20 protein-coding genes and 1 tRNA gene are annotated in these 21,188 nt (G+C 63.8%); 7 read left to right on the forward strand and 14 right to left on the reverse strand.

Annotated features, from left to right (window positions below):
• Window positions 1-85: 85 nt before the first annotated feature.
• The 4 genes from LB553_RS24455 to LB553_RS24470 all read right to left on the reverse strand — a co-directional run bounded on the left by LB553_RS24455 (window position 86) and on the right by LB553_RS24470 (window position 4,981).
• On the reverse strand, window positions 86-1,561 hold the full coding sequence (locus LB553_RS24455) for a M81 family metallopeptidase (RefSeq protein WP_224516930.1): 1,476 nt from the start codon (window positions 1,559-1,561) through the stop codon (window positions 86-88).
• An 81-nt stretch (window positions 1,562-1,642) separates the two neighbouring features.
• A complete protein-coding gene (locus LB553_RS24460) occupies window positions 1,643-2,467 on the reverse strand; it encodes a carbohydrate ABC transporter permease (RefSeq protein WP_224516933.1) in 825 nt (274 codons plus the stop codon).
• Window positions 2,464-3,333 (reverse strand): carbohydrate ABC transporter permease, encoded by an 870-nt coding sequence (locus LB553_RS24465; protein ID WP_224516934.1) that lies wholly within the window; start codon window positions 3,331-3,333, stop codon window positions 2,464-2,466. Before LB553_RS24465 ends, LB553_RS24460 begins: the two co-directional genes overlap by 4 nt.
• Before the next feature lie 415 nt (window positions 3,334-3,748).
• Window positions 3,749-4,981 (reverse strand): ABC transporter substrate-binding protein, encoded by a 1,233-nt coding sequence (locus tag LB553_RS24470; RefSeq protein ID WP_224516936.1) that lies wholly within the window; start codon window positions 4,979-4,981, stop codon window positions 3,749-3,751.
• Between the two features lie 173 nt (window positions 4,982-5,154).
• On the opposite strand from LB553_RS24470, the gene LB553_RS24475 reads away from it, so the two are divergent.
• The 3 genes from LB553_RS24475 to LB553_RS24485 are packed head-to-tail and all read left to right on the forward strand — an operon-like array spanning window position 5,155 to window position 7,886.
• Window positions 5,155-5,925 (forward strand): SDR family NAD(P)-dependent oxidoreductase, encoded by a 771-nt coding sequence (locus tag LB553_RS24475; RefSeq protein WP_224516938.1) that lies wholly within the window; start codon window positions 5,155-5,157, stop codon window positions 5,923-5,925.
• 2 nt (window positions 5,926-5,927) lie between these two features.
• Entirely contained in the window at window positions 5,928-6,995 is a 1,068-nt protein-coding gene (locus tag LB553_RS24480) for an ABC transporter ATP-binding protein (RefSeq protein ID WP_224516939.1), read from the forward strand.
• A 9-nt stretch (window positions 6,996-7,004) separates the two neighbouring features.
• Window positions 7,005-7,886 (forward strand): MurR/RpiR family transcriptional regulator, encoded by an 882-nt coding sequence (locus LB553_RS24485; RefSeq protein WP_224516941.1) that lies wholly within the window; start codon window positions 7,005-7,007, stop codon window positions 7,884-7,886.
• A 3-nt stretch (window positions 7,887-7,889) separates the two neighbouring features.
• On the opposite strand, the gene LB553_RS24490 is transcribed toward LB553_RS24485, so the two are convergent.
• Complete coding sequence (locus tag LB553_RS24490) at window positions 7,890-8,201, reverse strand: DUF167 family protein (protein WP_224516943.1); 312 nt, start codon at window positions 8,199-8,201, stop codon at window positions 7,890-7,892.
• Entirely contained in the window at window positions 8,201-8,500 is a 300-nt protein-coding gene (locus LB553_RS24495) for a YggT family protein (RefSeq protein ID WP_095770068.1), read from the reverse strand. The genes LB553_RS24490 and LB553_RS24495 overlap by 1 nt, the downstream gene beginning before the upstream one ends.
• 171 nt (window positions 8,501-8,671) lie before the next feature.
• Here LB553_RS24495 and LB553_RS24500 point away from each other — a divergent pair.
• Together LB553_RS24500 and LB553_RS24505 are read left to right on the forward strand one after the other, a co-directional pair.
• Window positions 8,672-8,747 (forward strand) — tRNA-Ala (locus LB553_RS24500).
• 179 nt (window positions 8,748-8,926) lie between these two features.
• Window positions 8,927-9,370 (forward strand): hypothetical protein, encoded by a 444-nt coding sequence (locus LB553_RS24505; RefSeq protein ID WP_224516945.1) that lies wholly within the window; start codon window positions 8,927-8,929, stop codon window positions 9,368-9,370.
• 203 nt (window positions 9,371-9,573) lie between these two features.
• On the opposite strand, the gene LB553_RS24510 is transcribed toward LB553_RS24505, so the two are convergent.
• Both LB553_RS24510 and LB553_RS24515 read right to left on the reverse strand, forming a co-directional pair.
• On the reverse strand, window positions 9,574-9,909 hold the full coding sequence (locus LB553_RS24510; RefSeq protein WP_224516947.1) for a hypothetical protein: 336 nt from the start codon (window positions 9,907-9,909) through the stop codon (window positions 9,574-9,576).
• Window positions 9,910-10,120: 211 nt separating this feature from the next.
• A complete protein-coding gene (locus LB553_RS24515; protein WP_224517072.1) occupies window positions 10,121-12,175 on the reverse strand; it encodes an AsmA family protein in 2,055 nt (684 codons plus the stop codon).
• On the opposite strand from LB553_RS24515, the gene LB553_RS24520 reads away from it, so the two are divergent.
• The gene (locus LB553_RS24520) at window positions 12,113-12,688 is read left to right on the forward strand and encodes a hypothetical protein (RefSeq protein ID WP_224517076.1); all 576 of its coding nucleotides are present in this window, start codon (window positions 12,113-12,115) and stop codon (window positions 12,686-12,688) included. The genes LB553_RS24515 and LB553_RS24520 overlap by 63 nt on opposite strands.
• Before the next feature lie 762 nt (window positions 12,689-13,450).
• Window positions 13,451-13,630 carry a hypothetical protein gene (locus tag LB553_RS24530; RefSeq protein ID WP_224516949.1) on the forward strand — a complete coding sequence of 60 codons (180 nt, stop codon included), beginning with the start codon at window positions 13,451-13,453 and terminating at the stop codon, window positions 13,628-13,630.
• A 124-nt stretch (window positions 13,631-13,754) separates the two neighbouring features.
• Here LB553_RS24530 and LB553_RS24535 read toward each other — a convergent pair whose 3' ends face one another.
• The 6 genes from LB553_RS24535 to LB553_RS24560 form a co-directional block, all read right to left on the reverse strand.
• Window positions 13,755-14,249: a hypothetical protein gene (locus LB553_RS24535; protein ID WP_224516950.1), complete on the reverse strand. Its 495-nt coding sequence runs from the start codon at window positions 14,247-14,249 to the stop codon at window positions 13,755-13,757.
• Window positions 14,250-14,355: 106 nt separating this feature from the next.
• Entirely contained in the window at window positions 14,356-15,750 is a 1,395-nt protein-coding gene (locus tag LB553_RS24540; RefSeq protein WP_224516952.1) for a multicopper oxidase family protein, read from the reverse strand.
• Between the two features lie 88 nt (window positions 15,751-15,838).
• Window positions 15,839-17,659: an ABC transporter ATP-binding protein gene (locus LB553_RS24545; RefSeq protein WP_224516954.1), complete on the reverse strand. Its 1,821-nt coding sequence runs from the start codon at window positions 17,657-17,659 to the stop codon at window positions 15,839-15,841.
• Window positions 17,656-18,600, reverse strand: coding sequence for an acetamidase/formamidase family protein (locus LB553_RS24550; RefSeq protein ID WP_224516955.1), 945 nt, complete (start codon window positions 18,598-18,600; stop codon window positions 17,656-17,658). The genes LB553_RS24545 and LB553_RS24550 overlap by 4 nt, the downstream gene beginning before the upstream one ends.
• Window positions 18,590-20,233, reverse strand: a complete 1,644-nt coding sequence (locus LB553_RS24555; protein WP_224516957.1) for an ABC transporter substrate-binding protein — start codon at window positions 20,231-20,233, stop codon at window positions 18,590-18,592. The genes LB553_RS24550 and LB553_RS24555 overlap by 11 nt, the downstream gene beginning before the upstream one ends.
• A gap of 33 nt (window positions 20,234-20,266) precedes the next feature.
• Window positions 20,267-21,187 carry an ABC transporter permease gene (locus LB553_RS24560; protein WP_224516959.1) on the reverse strand — a complete coding sequence of 307 codons (921 nt, stop codon included), beginning with the start codon at window positions 21,185-21,187 and terminating at the stop codon, window positions 20,267-20,269.
• Window position 21,188 lies beyond the last annotated feature (1 nt).

A 21,188-nucleotide genomic window follows, 5' to 3' on the forward strand; every position in this document is an offset into this window, starting at 1 on the left:
GATTCGTGTGTCATCTCCAGCGTAGAATCACAACCGATTCCGCGCCGCAATACCTATCTTAGCGCCTATGCCCTCAACGGGGAGATCATCCGCGCCAAGGATCCGCCACCCGCGGCCAGATCGGCCGGTTGAGCTTTCTGTAGTCCGTCACCGCCGGACTGCTCGGATAAGAACTCGGCGCAGCCACATAGATGATCTCGGCGGCGATCGGCGCGAAGCCGGCGTAGAAATGATTCGTCGACTTGATCAGGAGGACATCCTTCGACAGCGGATCGATGCCGATGTTGGAAAAGATATCCGGCTCGAAAGTCTGGGTGCGGTTGGTGTTCAAGATGACGTCGACCTCGGTGCCTTCGATGCGCACCACCGCCGACGGCCCCAGCGTCACCCGGCTTGGCCCGAAGCTCTGCCAGCCTTCGTTGGTTGTCTTCAGCACCCTGACGCGGGCATCGATCGGCTCGCCGGCCTGAGGGCCGGCTTTGCCGCCGAAGCGCAGGTCGATGACCGCGCCTTCGCCGGCCGCATGGCAGAAGGTCACGGCGATCGGGTCCCAAATCGTCGCTACGCCAACCTTGGTCACGCCACGCGAAAGCAGCTCTCGCAGCACGATGGTGCCGTCGCCCGGCACGCCGCCGCCCGGATTGTCCCAGATGTCGGCGATCACGACCGGCTTGTCCTGGCGCTCGGTGCGCACGGCTAAGGCCCGCTCGATGCCGACCGAGGCGGAAAGCATCGTCATGGCGGTCTTCTCACGTAAGGCGTAGAGCTCGCGCCCGAGCGTTTCGGCGAGCTTGTCGCCCTTTTCCTTGTCATTGTCGGTGACGACCAGGATGCGCGTGCCCATCTCCGGCACGTCGGCCGCCATGAAGCCGTGAATGACCGAGACCGACAGCACGCCGTCCTTACCATGCAGCGCCTTGATCCTGTCGACGAAGGAGCGCATCGGCTCGCGGCTGGTCGGCAGCACCTGGATCATGCGGCAGTCGAAGGTCGAGATCACAGGCTTGATCTCCCCGCGCGCCGCGGCGAGGCCGAGCTCGACCACATGCTCGCCGCGCTCGTAGAAATCGGTGTGCGGAAATTCGAGGAAGTAGGCCATGATGTCGCAAGCCGCGACGCGTTTCGGGGTCAAATGGCTGTGCGGATCGAACTCGGAGGCAATCACCACTTTCGGGCCGACGATGGCGCGCACGCGCTCCAGGAGATCGCCTTCGCAATCGTCATAGCCTTGCGCCACCATGGCACCATGCAGGCCGAAGATGACGGCATCGACCGGCAGTGCCTCCCTTAGCTGGCCAAGGATCTCGTCGCGCAGCGTCTCATAGGTCTGCCGTTGCACCAGGCCGCCGGGTTCGGCCCAGGTGGCGGTGCCTTCGATGACGGTCAACCCTTCCTTCGCGGCGCGCTTGCGCAACGCCACGATCGGCGAGGAGCAGAGCGTCGGCGTCTCCGGATGTTTTCCGGGGCCGGCATAGAAGGCCATCTCGAAGGAAGCCCGATCTGTCGGCACCGGCGAGAAGGTGTTGGTTTCCGTCGCCAGCGAGGCGGTGAAGATGCGCATGAATGCTCCGTACTGGACTTTTGGTTCTTCGCAATTCCGGACGGAAAACCGCTGCACACTTTCCTGGAATTGCCGGGATTGCTATTTGACCGCGCCGAGCGCCAATCCGCGGACGAGATAGCGCTGCAGCCAGATGAAGAGGATCGCCACCGGCAGCGTCGCCAGCAGCGTGGCCGCCATGACATGGTGCCATTCGATCGTATAGCGGCCGGCGACCAGCGAGAAAACCTGGATCGGCAGCGTGTAGCTTTCCTGGCTGCGCAGCATGGTGAGCGCCACGACGAACTCGTTCCAGGCATTGATGAAGGTGAAGATCGCCGTCACCGCGATCGCCGGCAGGCAAAGCGGCAGGAACACTTTGCGCAGGGTGAGCCAGCGGCCGGCACCTTCCGTCCAGGCCGCCTCCTCGAGGTCGCGCGGGATGGTGTCGAAATAGCTCTGCAGCATCCAGACCGTAAAGGCGACATTGAAAGCCATGTAGATGAAGCCGAGCGCGGTGGTGCTCTCGACCAGGCCCCAGGCGGCCATCAGCCGGAACAGGCCGAGCACCAGCACGATCGGCGAGATCATCTGCGAGATCAAAAGGAACTGGCGGAAGGCGCCATAGCCGCCGAAGCGGAAGCGCGACATCGCATAAGCCGCCGGCACCGAGATCAGGATCGCGCCGATGGTCGCCAGCGCCGAGACATAGAGCGAGTTGACGAGCGCCTGGCCAAAACCGGTCGCCACCCACATGTCGGCGAAATTCGACCAGCGGAATTCGCTCGGCCACCAGGTGGGCGTCAGCACTTCGGTGCGGGGTTTGACCGCGGTGAGGAACATCACGGCGAAGGGGAAGATCGTCACCGCGACCAACGGTGCAAGCAGCAGCCAGGCGATGATGGTGCGTTTCAACTTGCCGTTCATGCGCGCTGCTCCCGCATGGCGAGCCGGACATAGATCATGGTGAAGACGAGCAGGATCGCGAAGATCACCAGCGACACGGCGGAAGCCTCGCCCAGCTTGCCGATGCGAAAGGCCAGCTTGTAGAGATGCGTGACCAATATGTCGGTCGAGTTCGCCGGCCCCCCTTGAGTCATCACCCAGATGATCGGGAAAGAGTTGAAGACATAGATGGTGTTGAGCACGATCGCGATGTTGATGAAGGGTTTTAGCAGCGGAAAGGTGATCTCGCGGAACTGCTGCAAGGGCGTCGCGCCTTCGAGTGCCGCCGCCTCATAGAGATCGTCGGGGATCGAGGACAGGCCGCCGAGGAAGATCGTTGTGGTGAACGGCACCGTCACCAATATGCCGATCAGCACCTGCATCGGGAAGGCGGTCTCGGCGCTGGCCAGCCACTGGATGTTCTGGCTGATCAGGCCGAGCTTCATCAGCGCCGAATTCAGCATGCCGCTTTCGCCGTTGAGGGCCCAGCGCCAGACCACCGCCGTCATGGTCAGCGACACTGCCCAGGGCAGCATGATGACGACACGGGCGAGGCCGCGGCCGTAGAAGTCCGTGTTGAGGATGATTGCCACCGGGATCGACAAAAGCAGCGCGCCGCCGACCACGAGCACCGTCCACAGCGCTGTGCGCCAGAGCGCGGCGACAAAATCGGGATCGGCGGCGAGCGCCGCGAAATTGGCCAGGCCGCTGAACTCGCGAAGCTGACCGAAGCGGTTGACGTCATGCGTCGAGATCTGGATCAGGTCCCAGACCGGCCAGAAAATCACCACCGCCGCCAGGAACAGGCTGGGCAAGGTCAGCAGATAGGGCAGGAAACGATTTTGCATCGGCTGGTTTGTGTCGCGTTGCGGATGGATGAGGCTGGCTTAACAGATTGACTTGCCTCCTTCTTCTCAGGACGTCGCTTCCGGATTCCTTGCAAGTGGTGGCGCTGTTCCTCACCTGTGCGCCCGTCCTCCGCGGCGGGTGCGGAAGAGAGCCCTTCCTCTCCCCCGTCGATCGGGGGAGAGGTGTCGAGCGCAGCTCGACGGAGTGGGGGGTCGATCCCTGGCGCAAGGCGAGGCGATGCTTGCGCGGAGTGTCTTTCGTAAGTCCGCTCGCGGCGGTGGCCAGGTGGTTCCCCCACTCCGTCTCGGCTTCGCCGAGCCACCTCTCCCCCCTCCGGAGGGAGAGGAAGGAGGCAGGGAAAGTGTGGCGCGCTCCGACGGGTGGAGCGCGCCACGGGCGCAGGGAGATACGCCCTTATTTCTTCTTCAGAACGGCGTTCGCCTTGTCCGCTGCCTCCTTCAGGGCGTCTTCCGGTTTGGCGCTGCCGAGATAGATTTTCTGCATGGCGTCCGACGTGATCTGGGCGATTTCTTCCCAGCCCGGGATAACTGGCGCGAAGCGGGCGTCGGGCAGAAGCGCGGTGAAGGCGGCGAGGTCGGCGTTGTTGACGTAATAGTCCATCTTGGCCTCCTCCTTGTTCACCGGCAGGAAGCCCTCGCCTTGCGTGAACTTGGCGCGCTGCTCCTTGGTGAACAGGAAGTCGAGCAGCTTCCAGGCCTCGTCCTTGTTCTTGGAGTTCTTGAACATGATGATGGAGTCGGTGACGCCATAGGTGCCGCGCGCGCCGGTCGGTCCGGCGGGGATGGCGGCGACGCCGTATTTCAGCTTCGGCGCTTCTTCCTTGATCTGGTTGGAGAGGAAGGGCGCGGTGATCATCATGCCGACCTTGCCCTGCTTGAACAGGTTCTGCACGTCCTCGCGATTGTTGGAGGTCACGCCAGGTTCCGTCAGCCCCTCGTCGATCATCGACTTGTAGAGCTTGGCGGCCTCGAGCGCGCCGGGCGTGCTCAAGCCGGAGGTGCCGTCCTTGTTGAGGATCTCGGTGCCGAAGGACCACATCGCGTAGTAGTAATAGACGTCGGTCTCGATCTCCTTGCCCTGCAGGCCGTAGCCGAAGGCGCCTTGAGCCTTGATCTTGCGCGCGTCCTCCTGCAGCTCGGTCCAGGTGCCCGGCGGCTTGGCGATGCCGGCCTTCTCGAACAGCTCCTTGTTGTAATACATGGCGCGCGCCGAGGCAGCGATCGGCAGGCCGTAGGTGTGGCCGTCCATGATCGAGGGCTGCAGGAAGGTGTCGATGAAGCGGTCCTTGAACTCGGGCGTGATGTAGCTGTCGAGCGGCTCGGCGACATCCTGCTGGACGAAGTCGATCAGCCAGCGCGTTCCGATGATCGAAAGGTCGGCATTGGTGCCGGCGGTGATGTCGGTGGTGAGTTTCTGCAGGAGCACGTCCCACGGCACCACTTCGTATTTGATGGTGATGCCGGGATTGGCCGCCTCGAATTCCTTCTTCACCGCTTCGAAATAGGGGCCGGTCTTGGCGCTGTACTCGGCGACGGTGACGCGCACCTCGCCGGCATCGGCGGGTGCGGCAAAAGCCAGCATGCTCATTCCGGCCAACAGGCCGACAGTCCATTTCGCAAGGCTCATCTGATTTCCTCCCATGATGTGCATTCGCGCCTGGCCTTAAGAGGCACAGGATTTATGTTACTTTCCTACATTATCGAGGGTTATGCCCAATGCAAGCGGTTTATCATGTTGCTAAATTACATTTTGTTGGATAGCGTTCCGCCGTTGTCTGGCACGGCGGAGGAGCGCGTATCGTGGTATCGAAGGCCGATTTCGAGGGCAAAACCGTTGTCGTCACGGGCGCCGGCGGCGGCCTCGGTTCGGCGATCGTTGAGCTCATGGCCGAGCGCGGCGCGCGCATCGTCGGCTGCGACCAGTCGGTAGAAGCGCTGGCCGGGCCGCATATCGCCTCTCGCCACGTCTTCAACCTGCTCGACCGGGCCTCGATCGAAGCGGCAATCCCGGCACTGCTCGACAAAGACGGCGTTCCCGACATCCTGATCAACAATGCCGGCTGGACGCGCGCCGAGACCTTGAAGGTGCTGACGGCGGACAAGATCGAAGAGGAGCTCGACCTCAATTTGACCGGCGTGATGACCTTCGCCGATCCGCTGATCAAGGCGATGTCCAAGCGCGGCGCGGGCAGCGTCGTGTTCATCTCCTCGGTCAACGCCATCGCGCATTTCGGCAATCCGGCCTATGCCGCTGCCAAGGCCGGCATCAACGCCTATGCCAAGTCGATCGCCGTCGAGCTTGGCCGCAGCGGCGTGCGCGCCAATGTCGTCTGTCCGGGCTCGATCCGCACCGCCGCCTGGGACCATCGTCTGGCCAAGGATCCCGAGATCCTCGGCCGGCTCAAGCGGCTCTATCCGCTTGGCCGCATCGTCGACGCTTCGGAGGTAGCGGAAGCCGTCGCTTTCCTTGCCTCCGACCGCGCTTCCGGCATAACAGGTGCCGTGGTGCCCGTGGATGCCGGGCTGACAGCCGGTTACCTGCCTTTCATCGACGACATACTGGGAGCGTGACCATGACCGACGTCCAGTTCCGCAACCTGTCGAAATCCTTCGGCCAGCACAAGATCCTCGAAGATATCAATCTCGACATCCGGACCGGTGAGTTCGTCGTGCTGGTCGGCCCCTCCGGCTGCGGCAAGTCGACCTTGCTGCGCATGCTGGCCGGGCTGGAGACGATCACCTCCGGCGATCTCGTCATCGGCGGCACGCGCGCCAACGACCTGCCGCCGCAGAAGCGCAACATCGCTATGGTGTTCCAGTCCTACGCGCTGTTTCCACATCTGAAGGCTTCGGAGAATATCGGCTTCGGCCCGAAAATCCGCGGTGAGAACCGCGCCGCGATCGATGACAAGGTCAAGAAGGCCTCGGGCGTGCTCAACCTCTTCTCCTATCTCGACCGCTATCCCAGGCAATTGTCCGGCGGCCAGCGCCAGCGCGTCGCCATGGGCCGCGCCATCGTGCGCGAGCCTTCGGTCTTCCTGTTCGACGAGCCGCTTTCCAATCTCGACGCGCAGCTGCGCGTGCAGATGCGCACCGAGATCAAGGCGCTGCACCAGCGGCTGAAACCGACCATCGTCTATGTCACCCACGACCAGATCGAGGCGATGACCATGGCCGACCGCATCGTGGTGATGGACCGCGGCCGCATTCAGCAGGTCGGGCAGCCGCTGGAGCTCTACGACCGGCCGGCCAACAAATTCGTCGCCAGCTTCATCGGCTCGCCCTCGATGAGCTTCGTCTCCGGCGCGCTGAAGACCGCCGGAGCCAAGTCCTGGTTTGAAACGACAGGCGGCGGCCGTCTGGCGCTCCCGGACAAGGCTACGTCCGGCAGCGACACGGTCGAGGCCGGCATCAGGCCCGAGCATTTCGTGGTCGGCGCCGGCGGCGATGCCCTCGCCATTAAGGTCGATGTCGTCGAGCCGACCGGCTCGGAAACGCATGTCTATGGCTCCGTCGGCGGCGACACGGTGCGCGCAGTGTTCCGCGACCGGCTGCAGGTGAAGCCGGGCGACCGGCTGCCGGTGAGCGTCGATCCGCGCAACATCCACCTCTTCGATAAGGCGACGGGCCTGCCGCTGTGAGATGATGAGATGAAGACCCCGGCCGACATCATCACCCGCCTGCAATTGATGTCGCAGGACGGCACCAAGTCGGACCGCCGGCTGGCCGAGCTGGTGCTTTCTGACCTCGACTTCGCCTCCAAGGCCGCCATCTCGGAGATCGCGGCGCGCGTCGGTGTCAGCGAGCCGACCGTCACCCGCTTCTGCCGCAATCTCGGCTGCGAGGGCCTGCGCGATTTCAAGTTCTACCTGGCGCAGGCGATCGCCATCGGCGGCCAGTATCTGTCGCCGGAGCCGCTCAGCCGCGACGCGCGCGAGCAGCGCATCGCCTCGGCAATCACCGAGGCGGCCATCGCCGCCATCCAGCGCGCCAGCGAAAACCTCGACATGACGACGCTGATGGATGTTGCCGCCCGCATCGCCGGTTCGGGCAATGTGCTGTGCATCGGCTCAGGCGGCATCTCCTCGATGATGGCGACCGAGATGCAGAACCGGCTGTTCCGGCTCGGCCTGTCGGCCCTCGCCCAGACCGACGGCCAGCTGCAGCGCATGTATGCCGCGGTGGCGACGCCCGAAACGACGCTGCTTGCCTTCTCCGTCTCGGGCTATGCGCGCTCGGTGATCGAAGCCGTCGAGGTTGCCCAGCAATATGGCGCCGCCACCGTCGCCATCACCGCGCCGGAGTCGGCCCTGGCCAAGGTCGCCGACACGGTCATCCTTTTGCAGTCCGTCGAGGACGGCAACATCTACAAGCCGACCTCGTCGCGCTATGCGCTGCTCGCCATCCTCGACATGATCGCCACCACGGTGGCGGAATCGCGCGGGCCGAAAGTGCTGGAGAATCTGCGCCGCATCAAGCAAAGCGTGAACACGCTGAAGGTCGATGATCCGAAGCTGCCGCTGGGGGATTGAAGGCTATTTGGAAAGAGCCTCGACGCTCTTTGCCAGCGCGGTCGGCTCACCGACAATCCGCAACGTCTTCAGCCGCGACGTGCCGCCGGCGACCACCGAAACGGCCGACACTGGCACATCCATCGCCTTGGCCAGCATCCGTTCCAGCGCTTGATTGGCGGCGCCGTTCTCCGGCACGGCGCGCACGCGCGCCTTGAGATGATTGCGCCCGTCGGCGGCGGTCTCGACGCCATCAATCCGATCGAGCGCCGCTTTCGGCGTCAGCCGCACGAAGAGGTCGATGCCGTTCTCACGCAGCCGAAACGGCGGGCTCATCAGCCGCCGGCCACGACCCAGGACCAGACGGTGGTGACCAGAAACTGCCGGATGAAGAAGATGATCAGAAGCAGGATGATCGGCGAAATGTCGATGCCGCCGAGATCGGGCATGAAGCGGCGGATCGGGCGCAGCGCCGGATCGGTCAGCCGATAGAGCATATTGCCGACGCTGCCGACGAACTGGTTGCGCGAGTTGACGACATTGAAGGCGTAGAGCCAGGAAAAGATCGCCGAGGCGATGATGATCCACCAGTAGATATCAAGCGCCATGACGATGGTCTGAATAAGGGCGATCATGCCGGTCTCCAAAATTGTCGCCGACATGTAGCCATTGCTTGGCGAGCGGGCAAGGCCCGCGGGCTTGGCGAGCGGGCAAGGCCCGTGGGCTTGGCCACGGCGCTTGTGCCGGCCCGGTCTTTCGCCTTGACACGAAACGGCCGCGACCGATACAAGCCCATCCGCTGGAACGGGGCTGTAGCTCAGCTGGGAGAGCGCATCGTTCGCAATGATGAGGTCAGGGGTTCGATCCCCCTCAGCTCCACCAGCCAGCACACGCACGTGCTTCTCATCGGCTTTTGCCTTCCTCGCTCAGCATTTTGTGACCGCCGGATTTCGGGTCGCATGCTTGGAACCAATGGAGGGGCAAGAGGGTTCAGCTATACTTTTGAAGCTGATAGTCCCCGGCCAGCTGGGTAAGCGGCGATGCTTGAGGAGTTCTCCATCATGAAGATTTCGTCCAGGTTCCGTTCAGTCGCGGTTGCGGCCATTGCTGCCGCTGGCGTCAGCATTGCCAGCGCCGCGCATGCCGACAGCGGCACGATCCGCTTCTCCGTCTACAAGGCTGCCTTCTTCATCGGCGGTTCCGGCGGGGAAGGCACGCTGAGCTTCCATGGCAAACGCTATCCGATCTCGATCGGCGGCATCTCGGGCGGCCTCGCCTTCGGCGCATCCAAGACCTATTTTCAGGGCAGGGTGCGCCACATCCGACGCGCCAGCGATGTGACGGGCGTCTACGGCGCGGCCGGCGGTGGCGGCGCGCTTGGCAGAGGCGCCCAGGTGATCGTCATGACCAATGACAAGGGCGCCCAGCTCGAGCTCACCGGCCGGCAGGTCGGCCTGCAGGTCAACGCCGACCTTAGCGGCATGAGCATCGCGCTGAAGAGGTAGGAGTCCCAACTCAATCCGCTATTCCCGCACGGGCCGGTTCAGGCGTTGCCCGGGCGCGCAATGTCAGCGACAAGATCGCGCCGGGCAGGGCCAGGCGGCGAGTTTTACCTCTCCGCCGAGCCTGCCAAGGGCGGGGGTGTGTTCCCACTTTGAATCAACACGGGCCTGCAGGCATCCCGCTTGCCAAAGAAGGGCGGCTCACCTCAATCGTCCCAATCATCCCAATTGTCTTCGTCCGACGGCGGGTCGTCGGGAACGACCCGGATGATCGGCCGCGCACGCTGATAGCGCCAGGAATACTCGTCCGGCGGCTGAGGCTCATAGGTGCGGTATGCAGGACGGTCGTAGTGGTGGCGCTTCCAGTATTTGTGCTTCTTGTGCGGCCGCACGCAGTAGCCGTCCTCGGTCAGGTAGGCGCATGTGGCACGCGCCTGCTGGACCAGGCCATTCCTGGCCGGCATGCCAATCATCGGCGCCGCGTGGACCGCTGGCATCACCGCCAGCATGGTGCCGGCAAGGGCAAGAACAGACAATTTCATCGGCCTCTCCAATCTGTGCAGATTAAGGCCGGAAGAACGTCCTGATTGGGGACGATTTGCTGCGGCCGAGATCACTTTGATTTGCGGCCGCACATATGAGCGTTAGATCATGTATTGCGCCGGTATGCCCAAACCCGCCTTCAGGCTTGAAGTCCACGGAGCCGCCGGTGTCCTTCACGCAATCCTTGGCGACCCGACGCATCCCATAACGCTAATTCGCCAGCTGATCGAGAAGCGTGTCGATTTCCCCTTTCTTTGGCGCTTCAGGCGAAGCAGGGGCGGCCTGCGGGTCGGCGGAAGCGGGTTCGGCCGCCGGCGCGGTGACCTCTGCTTCGGCCTCGCCGCCGGCGTTCGAACCTGACGGCGGCGCATTATCCGTATTGCCGGTGTCTGGCGCCACGGCGGGTTCCGGAGCCGCGGGCAGGGCTTTGGGCCGGGGTGCGGCGTTGCGCAGAAGATCGCCGATCAGATCCGCCGCTCCCTTGCCGGAACCGTCGCCGTTCGAGCCCGTTTGGCCCGGGATCAGCTTGTCGAGATTCAGCTTCCCGGTTGGCAGCCCAAGGCGGCCCAACATATCCAGCGCGCCCTGCGGGTCTTTGGCCAACGCGCTCAGGTCCGGATAGGCCCGAGGCGCAAACAGCGGGCCTTGGACCACGATCGGCACCCCGATGCCCTTAACGGCAATGTCGCCTCCCTGCCCGGCTAGCGCGGCAACGACGCGGGGGTTGAGACGGATGTCGAGCGTCTGGTCGGCGAAGTCTATCTTGCCCGAGCCATCCATTCGTACCAGCGGACCCAGCAGGCTGATGTCCGTCGTCTGCGCGACGCCGTTCTCGATGGCAAAAGAGGCGCCGAGTTCCGTGAACGAGGTCTTCTTGGTCTGATCCTGCTTGAATCCGCTGGAAAGCAGCCCGACCAGATTGTTGTAGACCTCTGCTATGTCGATGCCGCGGAAGGCGCCGTCGCCGAATTTTGCCGCCGCCTTTCCGCCGAGGGAGCGGGCAAGCGATTTCGTGGTCTTTCCCGAGCCTGAAACCGCGACCGTCGCATTGAGCGTTCCTTCGATGCGGTCGAAATCCGCAGCATCATGGAGCAAGGGAGCCGCGGCCGCACCGGCGATCGCAGTGTTCAGCGTCAGGGAAGCGGCGTCGTTGGAGCCGTCGGCTGTCATTTCCGCGGCAATCGTGCCGCCGTAGAAGGGACTTTGCGGCACGTTCAGGTGCGCCTTGCCATCGGCGATCACCAGAGTGGTCGCCACCGGCCCGGCGAAGACCTTTCCGTAGCCGAGCTTGTCGGCCTGGATATCCACCTTGGCATCAAGTCCCCTGAGGAAGGAGAGATCGATTGGCGCGTCGGTGGCGCCGTTCGGCTTCTGCGTTCCTCCCGTGGCAGCCTCGCCGCCGCCGGCGAAAGCCGCGAAGTCAAGCTTGGCGAATTTGAGCGACGTCCGGATGTTGAGAGGCTCCCCAAATTTCATCGAGCCCTGGCCCGACGCCTTGATCCCGTTCAAGGCAACAGAGGCTTTCTGAAAGAAAAGCTGTCCTGGCCCGGCGTCCACGTCACCTTTGAAGGCAAAGTCCCGCAGACCGTGGGAAGCGCTCTGCCCCAGCCATTGCATGAGCTTGCCGACCGACGCCGATGTGACTGAAATCTGGCCCTTGAACGTGCCGTCACCCCCGGCAGTGCCGCTTATGCTGCCTTCGAGGTATTTGGAGGAAACCGAAAGGCTGATCGGCCCGGACGCATCGGCAACGGAGCCGCTGGCCAGAAAGGATGCAGGTGCGAGTTGGGACTTGAACGTCACGGCCTGTCCCCGCCAGACGAGCTTGCCCGTCAAATCGACCGGCTTGCCGACATCGTGAACCTTCGCGTCAAGATTGAGCCCGGTGAAGTCGTCGGCCGTTCGGGCATCGGCAAGTGCTGCAAGCGGGAGCTTGCCTTCCCGAATTCCGACCGTTCCCTGCAGATTGACGCTGCTGCGTATGCGCTCCGCGGTGAGTCCGCGAAAAGCGAACCCCATATCGGCGGTCAGCTTTCCGGACAACGGCACGGATTGTCCGGCCAGCTTCGCTATAGAGCCGATGTCCAGCCCTGAACTGGCAATATTGCCCCGTATGGTCGGCGGCGTTTCACCGACATTCATCGAGGCTTTCGCGGTGACGCTTCCCGCATCGAGGCCGAAGTGCTCCAGCTTTGCCTCGAGATGTCCGTCGCGCAGCGTCGCGGCGAGCTGGACATCGGAAGCCCGTATCTTGCCGCCGACCAATTCATCGATGGCGACGCTGATTTCGGCGTCGAACGCAGAGAGCATCGCGAGGTCGGGCTCGCCGGAGCCGGCCGAAACCTTGCCCGCGCTGGAACCACCCTTTCCAATATCGCTCAAGGCGTCGATATCGACGCGCTTTGCCGCCAGGTCGGCGAAGAAGCGATGCCGCGCCCCGGGCTGAAAGAGCGCGTCCATCTGGAAGCTCTGGTCGCCGACATCGAACTTTCCGCCCTTGATCTGATAACTGCCGTTGCCGTTGAGCTGGATCTCTCCACTCGCCTGCAAGGAAGAGAATTTGGCAACCGGCGCCGGGTCGAGTCGCGCCTCGATGGCGATCTGGGCCGGCAGCCGTTTCAGGATCGGCCTCAAGGCGGAAAGGCTTCCGCTCATTTCAACGCGGCGGCCGCCGCTGGTGCCGGCCAACGAAAACGAGACCTCCCGGTCGAGGTCCGGAACCCTCAGATAGGCGTCAATTGCCGTCACCTTAGCGGCATTGCCGGTCGACGCGCCTGAGGTAAGGGCGCCATTCGTTATCGTCAGTTGATTGATCGCCAGCCGCTCGAGCGTATCGACAATCGCCGCGAACGGATCGGCCTGAACATCCTTCGGATCCGGAGGTGACGTCGCGTTTGCCGAAGCTTTGAGCGCGATTATCGGATCCGCCAGCGCGACGGACTGTATCTCAAGCTTTTTCGACCATAGGGACGACAGCGTTATCGAAGTCGAGAACCGCGGAGCGGATATCGCGATGTCGCCTGTGCCGGTCGAAAGCGAGATATCGTCCGCGACCACCGCCAGCTTGGGTAGCAGCGATAATCTGACAGGTCCGTCCAGCCGAATTGTCATTCCGGTTGCGGATGACAGTTGCCGGCTCAATTCGGCACGAACCCAGTCGATTGAAACAAGAGCGGGCACAAGGAAGAGCAGCCCGGCGGAAAGAACAACAGCTACGGTGAGTGCAGCGACGATTTTTCTCACATCGACCCGCCAAAATGATCGGAAGAATCAGTATCCTTAAACATACATGCTTCTGGCGCCCGACTGAATCCTGCCGAACCACGGACTTCGCGCCGGACGAATTTCGCACTGCTTCCACGGACCCGTCGGCTCTTTCGCCCAAGGCATCGCGATCGAAGCCATTCGCAGGCAAGTGTTCCCGGACCAGAGGGTTTGGAAACGATCAGCCGGTTTCCGAGCCATTCCCGTGAAACAGACCAGGCGCATTTTCCGGCACCCGCCGCCGACATATCAGCCATTTCAATGGAGGAAGTGCCAATGTCAGTGCTCGGAACCCTGCTCCATTTCAGCCGCGCCATCATCCACGCGCACAACAATGCCAAGGTCAGAAACCTGATGGATGTCCCGCCGCCCGAAACCCGCAGGGACATGGGCCGGCATGTTTCGCCCGACGCCTCCGAAAAGGAACCCGGCGCCGTTCGCCCCGGAGGACGCTGACACAGGTGGAGTCATAGAGCGTTTCACCGTTTCGCGGAGACGGTGAAACGCTCTATCTCTTTGTTTTTACGCAATTCCGGACGGAAAACCGCTCACAGTTTTCGTGGAATTGCTCTGGTCCCACTCACCGGGAGACTGGTGTTGCTTTGTGATTGCGTTGGCGCGCATAGACCACACATGCGTCTATCGTGCTGACGCAGAGCGCATCGACGCTGTTCGGCAGATTGTTGTCGCCGGCATAGGCAACCTCGGCGACACGACCGCCGATCATGCGGATCTGCGTGTTGCAGTAGCCGCCGGGAGCGACGTTGACCGACCCTCCAACCGCCGGGATCGCGCCCACGGCCATTGTCGGCACCGCGATACTGAGGTTGCCGCGTTGCACTGTGCGCTGGTAGGTCCAGATCTGGCCGGATGAACCCACGTCGGCCGTCGCGGTCGGAAAGCCGGCGCACATGCGGACATCGGCCTCGCTGAGACCGACCATCTCCTTGCGGGCAGCAGCCGTGGTGGCGTCGACCTTGGCGATGCTCGACGTATCGTCGGGGATGACGCAGGACGACAGGATGGAGATACCTGCCGCAACAAAGGCAAGTTTTCGAATATGCAAGGATGTCATGCTGTCGGTCGGAGTTGTGTGCCGCCCCAGCGCCCTCCTGCCTACCTAGGCAATCGGTCAAACGCGTCAACCCGCGGAATGCCGGCGCATTTCCGCGCCAATGCGCTTATACCACCCGGAAGTAGCTCGTCATGCCGGTCTTCTGGTGCTCGATGATGTGGCAATGCAGCAGCCAGTCGCCGGGATTGTCGGCGACGAAGCCCAGCTGCACCTTCTCGTCGGGCTGGATCAGATAGGTGTCGGAGATAAGCGGCTGCACTGCCCTGGTCGAGGACGACAGCACCTTGAAGCTCATGCCGTGCAAATGGATGGGGTGCGCGTGCGGGGTCAGGTTCGCCATGTCGATGATGTAGCTCTGGCCGAGCTTCAGTTCGGCGAGCGGCGCCGTCGGGTCGGGCGTGTCGCCGGGCCACGGCACCTTGTTGATCGCCCAGAAACTGTAGCCGAGCGAGCCGCAAATGCCGTCGGCCACGACGTTTTCAGCCGTGGCGCTCAGCGCCAGCGGAATACGTTTGGCGCCGGCAAAATCCGCCTCCGCCACCGGATTGGCTTCGAGCGGGCCGAGATCGCGCAGATCGTGCTTCAGCGATCTGCCGACCGAACGCAGCGTCGCCAGGATTTTCGGCTTGGTGCCTCTGACGTCGCGCAGGCTGACGATCGCGCCCTCCTCGTCGGGCATGCGGATGGCAAGCTCCAGCCGCTGGCCGGGCCCCAGCTGCAAGGCATCCGGCGTAAACCGCTGCGGCACCGGATTGCCGTCGAGCGCGATGACCGCAGCTTCGGCGCCGTCGACGCGAAAGGCATAGATGCGGGTGACATCAGTGATGGCGGCGCGCAGCCGCACCAGCCCGCCGGCCGGCGCGTCGAATTGCGGCTGGCCCTGCCAATTGGCGGTGCGCACCGTGCCGAAAGTACCGGTCCTGGCCGCGTCGCGCGGCCGGAACGGTTCGATGAACTGGCCGTCGTCGCCGAGCCGCCAGTCGCGCAGGTTGACGACCATCTCGACATCGAAGACCGGATCGTTCGGGTTCTCGACCACGATCACGCCGGTCAGGCCGCGGCCCATCTGGATCAGCGTGTTGCAATGCGGGTGGTACCAGAACGTGCCGGCGTCGGGCGGCGTGAAGGCATAGTCGAAACGGTCGCCCTGATAGACATAGGGCTGCACCAGGAACGGCACGCCATCCATCTTGTTGGGAACGCGGATGCCATGCCAGTGGATGGTCGTCGGATCATCGATGCCGTTGATCAGGCGTGCGGAAAACGGCTCACTCTTCCTCATCCTGACGACCGGCGGCGGACCTGCTTCACCATAGGTCAGCACATTCTTCGTCGGCGCACCCTCCATCAGCCGCGCCTCGATGGTGGCCGTTTTCAGGATCAGCGGCACGGGCTTCGGGGCCGCCCAGCCGGCAAACTTGCCGGCCGCGGAGAGGCCGATACCGGCCGCGCCGGCCGCCGCGGCGCCCTGCAGGAGTTTGCGGCGTGTGAGGGCCGACATTGGAATCCCGAAATAGATGAGTAACTGTCAGGCTTTATCATCATTCGCGCAGTTTCCGAAACGGACAGATCGCCGCTCCGGGTGCCTGTCAATCCGCGACCGCGGCGAGATGTCCGCCGCCGAAATCCTTGAGCAGCAGTTTCGGCACGCTCTCGCCAATCCGGCGCGTCGCGCTTGGAATTTCGCGGTCGAGGCGGGCAAAGCGTGTCCGGCGCCGTGACGGATCGGGAATCGGCACCGCCTCGATGAGCCGCCGCGTGTAGGGATGGCGCGGATTGGAAAAGACCTGATCGCGGCTGCCGATCTCGACGATCTGGCCGAGATACATGACGGCGACGCGGTCGGAGATGTTCTCGACCACCGCCATGTCGTGCGAGATGAAGAGATAGGCGACGCCGAATTCGCGTTGCAGCTCCTTCAAAAGGTCGAGCACGCGCGCCTGCACCGAGACATCGAGCGCCGACACGCTCTCGTCGGCGATGATCAGCTTCGGTCTCAGCGCCAGCGCCCGGGCGATGCAGATGCGCTGGCGCTGGCCGCCCGAAAATTCATGCGGATAGAGCTCCATCTGCCCTGCCGACAGGCCGACCCGCTCGAACAGGGCGGCCACGCGTTCGCGGCGCTCCTGCCTTGAGCCAATGCCATGGATGAGCAGCGGCTCGGCCACCAGATCGCCGACGCGCATGCGCGGGTCGAGCGAGGCGTATGGGTCCTGGAAAACCATCTGCACGTCTCGCCGCACCGCCTTGCGTTCGTCGCCGCCAAGTCCGGAGAGCTCCCGGCCACCGATCGTCACCCCGCCGGCATAGGGCACGAGGCCGGCAAGCGCCTTGGCGGTGGTGGACTTGCCGCAGCCGGATTCGCCGACCAGCGCCAGCGTCTCGCCGGGCGCGATCGAGAAGCTGACGCCCTCGACGGCGTGCACCCGCCGGTTGACGCGGCCGAAGAAGCCGCCGCGCAGGTCGAAGTGGACATGGAGGTCGCTCACCACCGCCACCTTGTCCTGCGTTGCCGGATCGCGGGGCTCGCCCGGATTGCGCCGTCCGACGCCCGAGCCGATGCGCGGAACCGCCGCGAGGAGCTCTTGCGTGTAGGCCGCCTGGGGCCTGGCGAAAATATCGGCGGTGGCCCCTTCCTCGACCATGCGGCCATTGCGCATGACGATAACGCGATCGGCCATTTCGGCGACGACGCCCATGTCGTGGGTGATCAGGATGACGCTGGTGCCGTGCTGGCGCTGCAGGTCGCGCAGCAGCTCCAGAACCTCGCCCTGCACGGTGACGTCCAGCGCCGTCGTCGGCTCGTCGGCGATCAGCACGTCGGGCTCGAGCGCCAGCGCCATGGCAATCATCACCCGCTGGCGCATGCCGCCCGACAATTCATGCGGAAACTGCTTCAGCCGGCTTTCGGCTTCGGAGATGCGAACCGCCTTCAGCCCCTCGACGGCGCGCCGTTGCGCCTCGCCATGGGAAAGACCGGTATGCGTCTCGATCGATTCGGTGAGCTGGCGGCCGATCGACAGCACCGGATTGAGCGAGGTCATCGGCTCCTGGAAGATCATGGCGATGCGGTCGCCGCGAATGTCGCGCATGCGGCGCTCGTCGAGCGCCGTCAACTCGACGGCACTGCCATCCTTGTCAAAGAGCCGGATCTTCCCCGAAGCAATGCGGCCGGCCGGCTGCGGCAGGAGCTGCATGATCGCCAACGCCGTCATCGACTTGCCGGAACCGGACTCGCCGGCGATGCACAGCGTCTCGCCGCGCCTGAGCGACAGCGACAGTCCGGACACCACCTCGCGCTCGCGATCCTCGCCGCGCACGCCGACGGAGAGACCGGCGATTTCGAGCACCGGCCCCGCGACCACCTTGGCGGCGGCGTCAGCGTGTTCGTCGACCGCGCCTGCGCTCATTCGAAGACGCAGCGCGGGAAGTAGAACGACACCACCCAGTTCGGCATGTCGACGATCTCGCTGATCCTGAGATCGCCGCAGACCGAGACCAGCATATAGGCCTCGACCGGGTCGAGTTTATAGCGGCCGGCAAGCAGGTCGATCATCTGGCTGACGGCCTCTTTGGCCCCGGTCATCAGGTCGGGCCCGATGCCGGTCGTCACCTCATAGCCCTTGGCGTCGAGGTGGCGCGTCACGGGGCCGGGCGTGGTGAAGCGCGGCGTCTTCAGCCGCGCGTCCTTCACCAGGTCGAGCTTCAGCACGACGTCCATCGGGCTTTCGATCGCCGTGCCGCACACCTCGCCGTCGCCCTGCGCGGCATGCGTGTCGCCGACCGAGAACAGCGCGCCAGGCACTTCCACCGGCAGATAGAGCGTGGTGCCGGCGGCAAGATCGCGGATGTCGAGATTGCCGCCGACGCGCCGCGGCGGCACCACCGAATGATGGCCGTTCTCGCCCGGCGCGTTGCCGATCGTGCCGGCGAACGGCTTCAGCGGCAAGCGGCCTTGTCTGCCGAACAAGGCGGGCTCGAGCGAGGCGGCGTCGTATTTCCAGATGTTGAGCGCCGGTTCCTTGAAGTCATCGGCGAGCAGGCCGAAGCCCGGAATGTTCGCCGTCCAGCCGAAGCCGGACGGTTTAAACATCTCGATCGTCACCTTCAGCGCATCGCCGGGCTCGGCGCCATCGACGAAGATCGGCCCGGTCACCGGGTTGATGTGGTCGAAGTCGAGCTTGGCGATGTCGTTGACGGTGCTGTCTGCCTTGAGCTGCCCGCCGGACGAGTCCAGGCACTGGAACTCGATCGTCGAGCCGGGCGCCACCCGTTCGGCCGGGACGAAGGAATTGTCCCAGCCGAAATGGTGATGGCGCCCGTGGATGGTGTAGTCGCAGTTACTGCACATCTTTCACATACACATTGTCGTAGTTGATCGGGATATGGACCGGGTCGACATAGAGATTGTCGGCGCCGCCCATGCGGGCTGATTTCAGCGTGAAGCGTTGCTCATTGAAGACCGGAGCCCAGGGCGCGTCCTCCATGATCTTGTCGTAGATCGCGCTCCACATCTTTTCGCGTTCCCCGGACTTGGCCGGATCGACGACGGAGTCGGCCTCGGCCGCCTTGGCGTCGAGGTCCTTGTTGCAGTACCATGACCAGTTCCAGCCGCCGGGCACCGCGCCGGCGCAGCCTAGGATCGGCCCGTAGAAGTTGGACGGATCCGGGAAGTCGGCGATCCAGGCCATGCCGCCCGACCAGATCATCGGCGCGCCGGCCTTGTCGCCGCCGGCGGCAATGACGTTGGCCTGGGCGAGCGACTGGATGCTGGCCTTGATGCCGATGGCCGCCAAATCCTGCTGGATCGCCTGGGCGATGCGCGGATTGGGATCGGTGTTCATGGCGAAGAGCTGGGTCTCGAAGCCATCCGGGTGGCCGGCCTCGGCCAGCAGCGCCTTGGCCTTGGCGACATCATACGGATACCCCTTGAACGCCTTGTCGTAGCCGGGCATCGAGGGCGGCAGCGGCTGGTTTGCCGGCACCGCGCGGTTGTTGATCATCTGGACGATGCGGTCCTTGTTGATCGCCATGTTCACGGCTTGGCGCACCTTCACATTGTCGAAGGGCGCCATTGTGGTGTTCATGGTGATGTAGCCGGTGTGCAACTGCCCGCCCACCACGACGCGCGCCTTCTGTTCAGGATCGTTCATCACTTCCTGGAACTTGGCCGGCGGAATGCCGTCGCCGGGTACGTCGATCTCGCCCTTCTGCAAGCGCAGCAGGGCCACGATCGGCTCCTGGCCGATCTCGAAGGTGATCTTGTCGAGATGCGGCAGGCCCTTGTGCCAGTAGTCGGGATTGCGCTCGAAAACGATGCGCTGGCCGAGCGTCCATTCGGCGAGCTTGAAGGCGCCGGTGCCGACTGGATGCTTGCCGAAGTCGGCGCCGTATTTCTCGACCTCCTCCTTCGGCACGACATGCGAGAAGTTGATCGCCATGACATGCAGGAAGGTGGCGTCCGGCCGGGTCAGCTCGAACTTGATCGTGTAGGGATCGACCACGGTGACGCCGGAGAGGCTGTCGGCCTTGCCGGCGGCGACATCGTCATGGCCCTTGATGGAGCCGAAGAAGCCGGCGCCCGGGCTCTGGGTCTTCGGGTTGGTGACGCGGTCGAGTGAGTATTTGACGTCGTCGGCGGTCATCTCGCGGCCGTTATGGAACTTGACGCCGTGGCGCAGTTTGAAGGTGAAGGTCTTGCCGTCCGGCGAGATCTCGTAGCTTTCGGCGAGGTCGGGCTTGAGCTTGGTGGTGCCCGGCTCATAGTCCATCAGCCCGTCGAACAGGCTCTTGATCATCGACCAGTTTTGCCAGTCGTAGCCGATCGCCGGGTCGAGGGTCGCGACATCATCCTTGTAGGTGATGGTGATGGCGCCGCCCTGCTTGATGGTCGGGTCGACCGTGTCGTCGGCGCGCGCGCTGGCCATGCCGAGCATCAGCGCAAGCGCCGAGGCCGCCACTGTGGATGCCAGAAATCGTCTCATGTCAGTGTTCCCTTTCTTTGGTTGTTGTCGTTGTCATCTCAGTTTGATGCGGGGGTCGATGAAGGGCGCGATGATGTCGGCCAGCAGATTGCCGAGCACGATGGCGAAGGCCGAGACCAGGGTGACCCCCATGATGATCGGGATGTCGACGCGCTGGATGGCCTGCCATGCGAGCTGGCCGATGCCCGGCCAGCCGAACACACTTTCGACCACCACAATGCCGCCCATGAAGATGCCGATGTCGATGCCGATCATGGCGACGACCGGCAGGATGGCGTTGGGCAGCGCATGGCGAAACAGGATGGCGCCGCGCGCCAGCCCCTTGGCGCGGGCAGTGCGCATATAGTCCTGGCGCAGCACGTCGATCATCGACGAGCGCATCATGCGCGCGTACCAGCCGGCCCCGAGAATGCCCATGGTCAGCGATGGCAGCACGAGATGGCGCCAGCTGCCGTAACCGCCGATCGGAAACCAGCCGAGCCTGACGGCGAAGACGTAGAGCAAGAGCAGGCCAACGACGAATTGCGGCGCCGAGACGCCGACGAAGGAGGCGACCATCAAGGTCTGGTCGGTTGCACTTCCACGCTTGACGGCAGCGATCAGCCCCATGGTGAGGCCGATCGCCAGCTCGCACAGGATGGCGCCGACCATCAGAAGCAGGCTCGCCGGCAGCCGCGAAACGATGAGCTCAGTGACTTCCGAGCGCTGGATGTAGGAGCGGCCGAGATCGCCGCCGAGCAGCCTTGTGAGATAATGCCAGTATTGGACGATGAAGGGCTGGTCGAGGCCGAGCTGACGGCGGATGTTCTCCACCGTTTCCGGCGTGGCGCTGCGGCCGGCGATCTGGCGCACCGGATCGGCGGGCAAAAGATAGAGCAGCGCGAAGGTGATCAGCGAGACGCCGAGCAGGATGAGCAGCGACTGGATGAGCCGGCGGCCGACATAGGCGATCATG

This window comes from Mesorhizobium sp. CA8 (assembly GCF_020164955.1).
GTDB lineage: Bacteria > Pseudomonadota > Alphaproteobacteria > Rhizobiales > Rhizobiaceae > Mesorhizobium.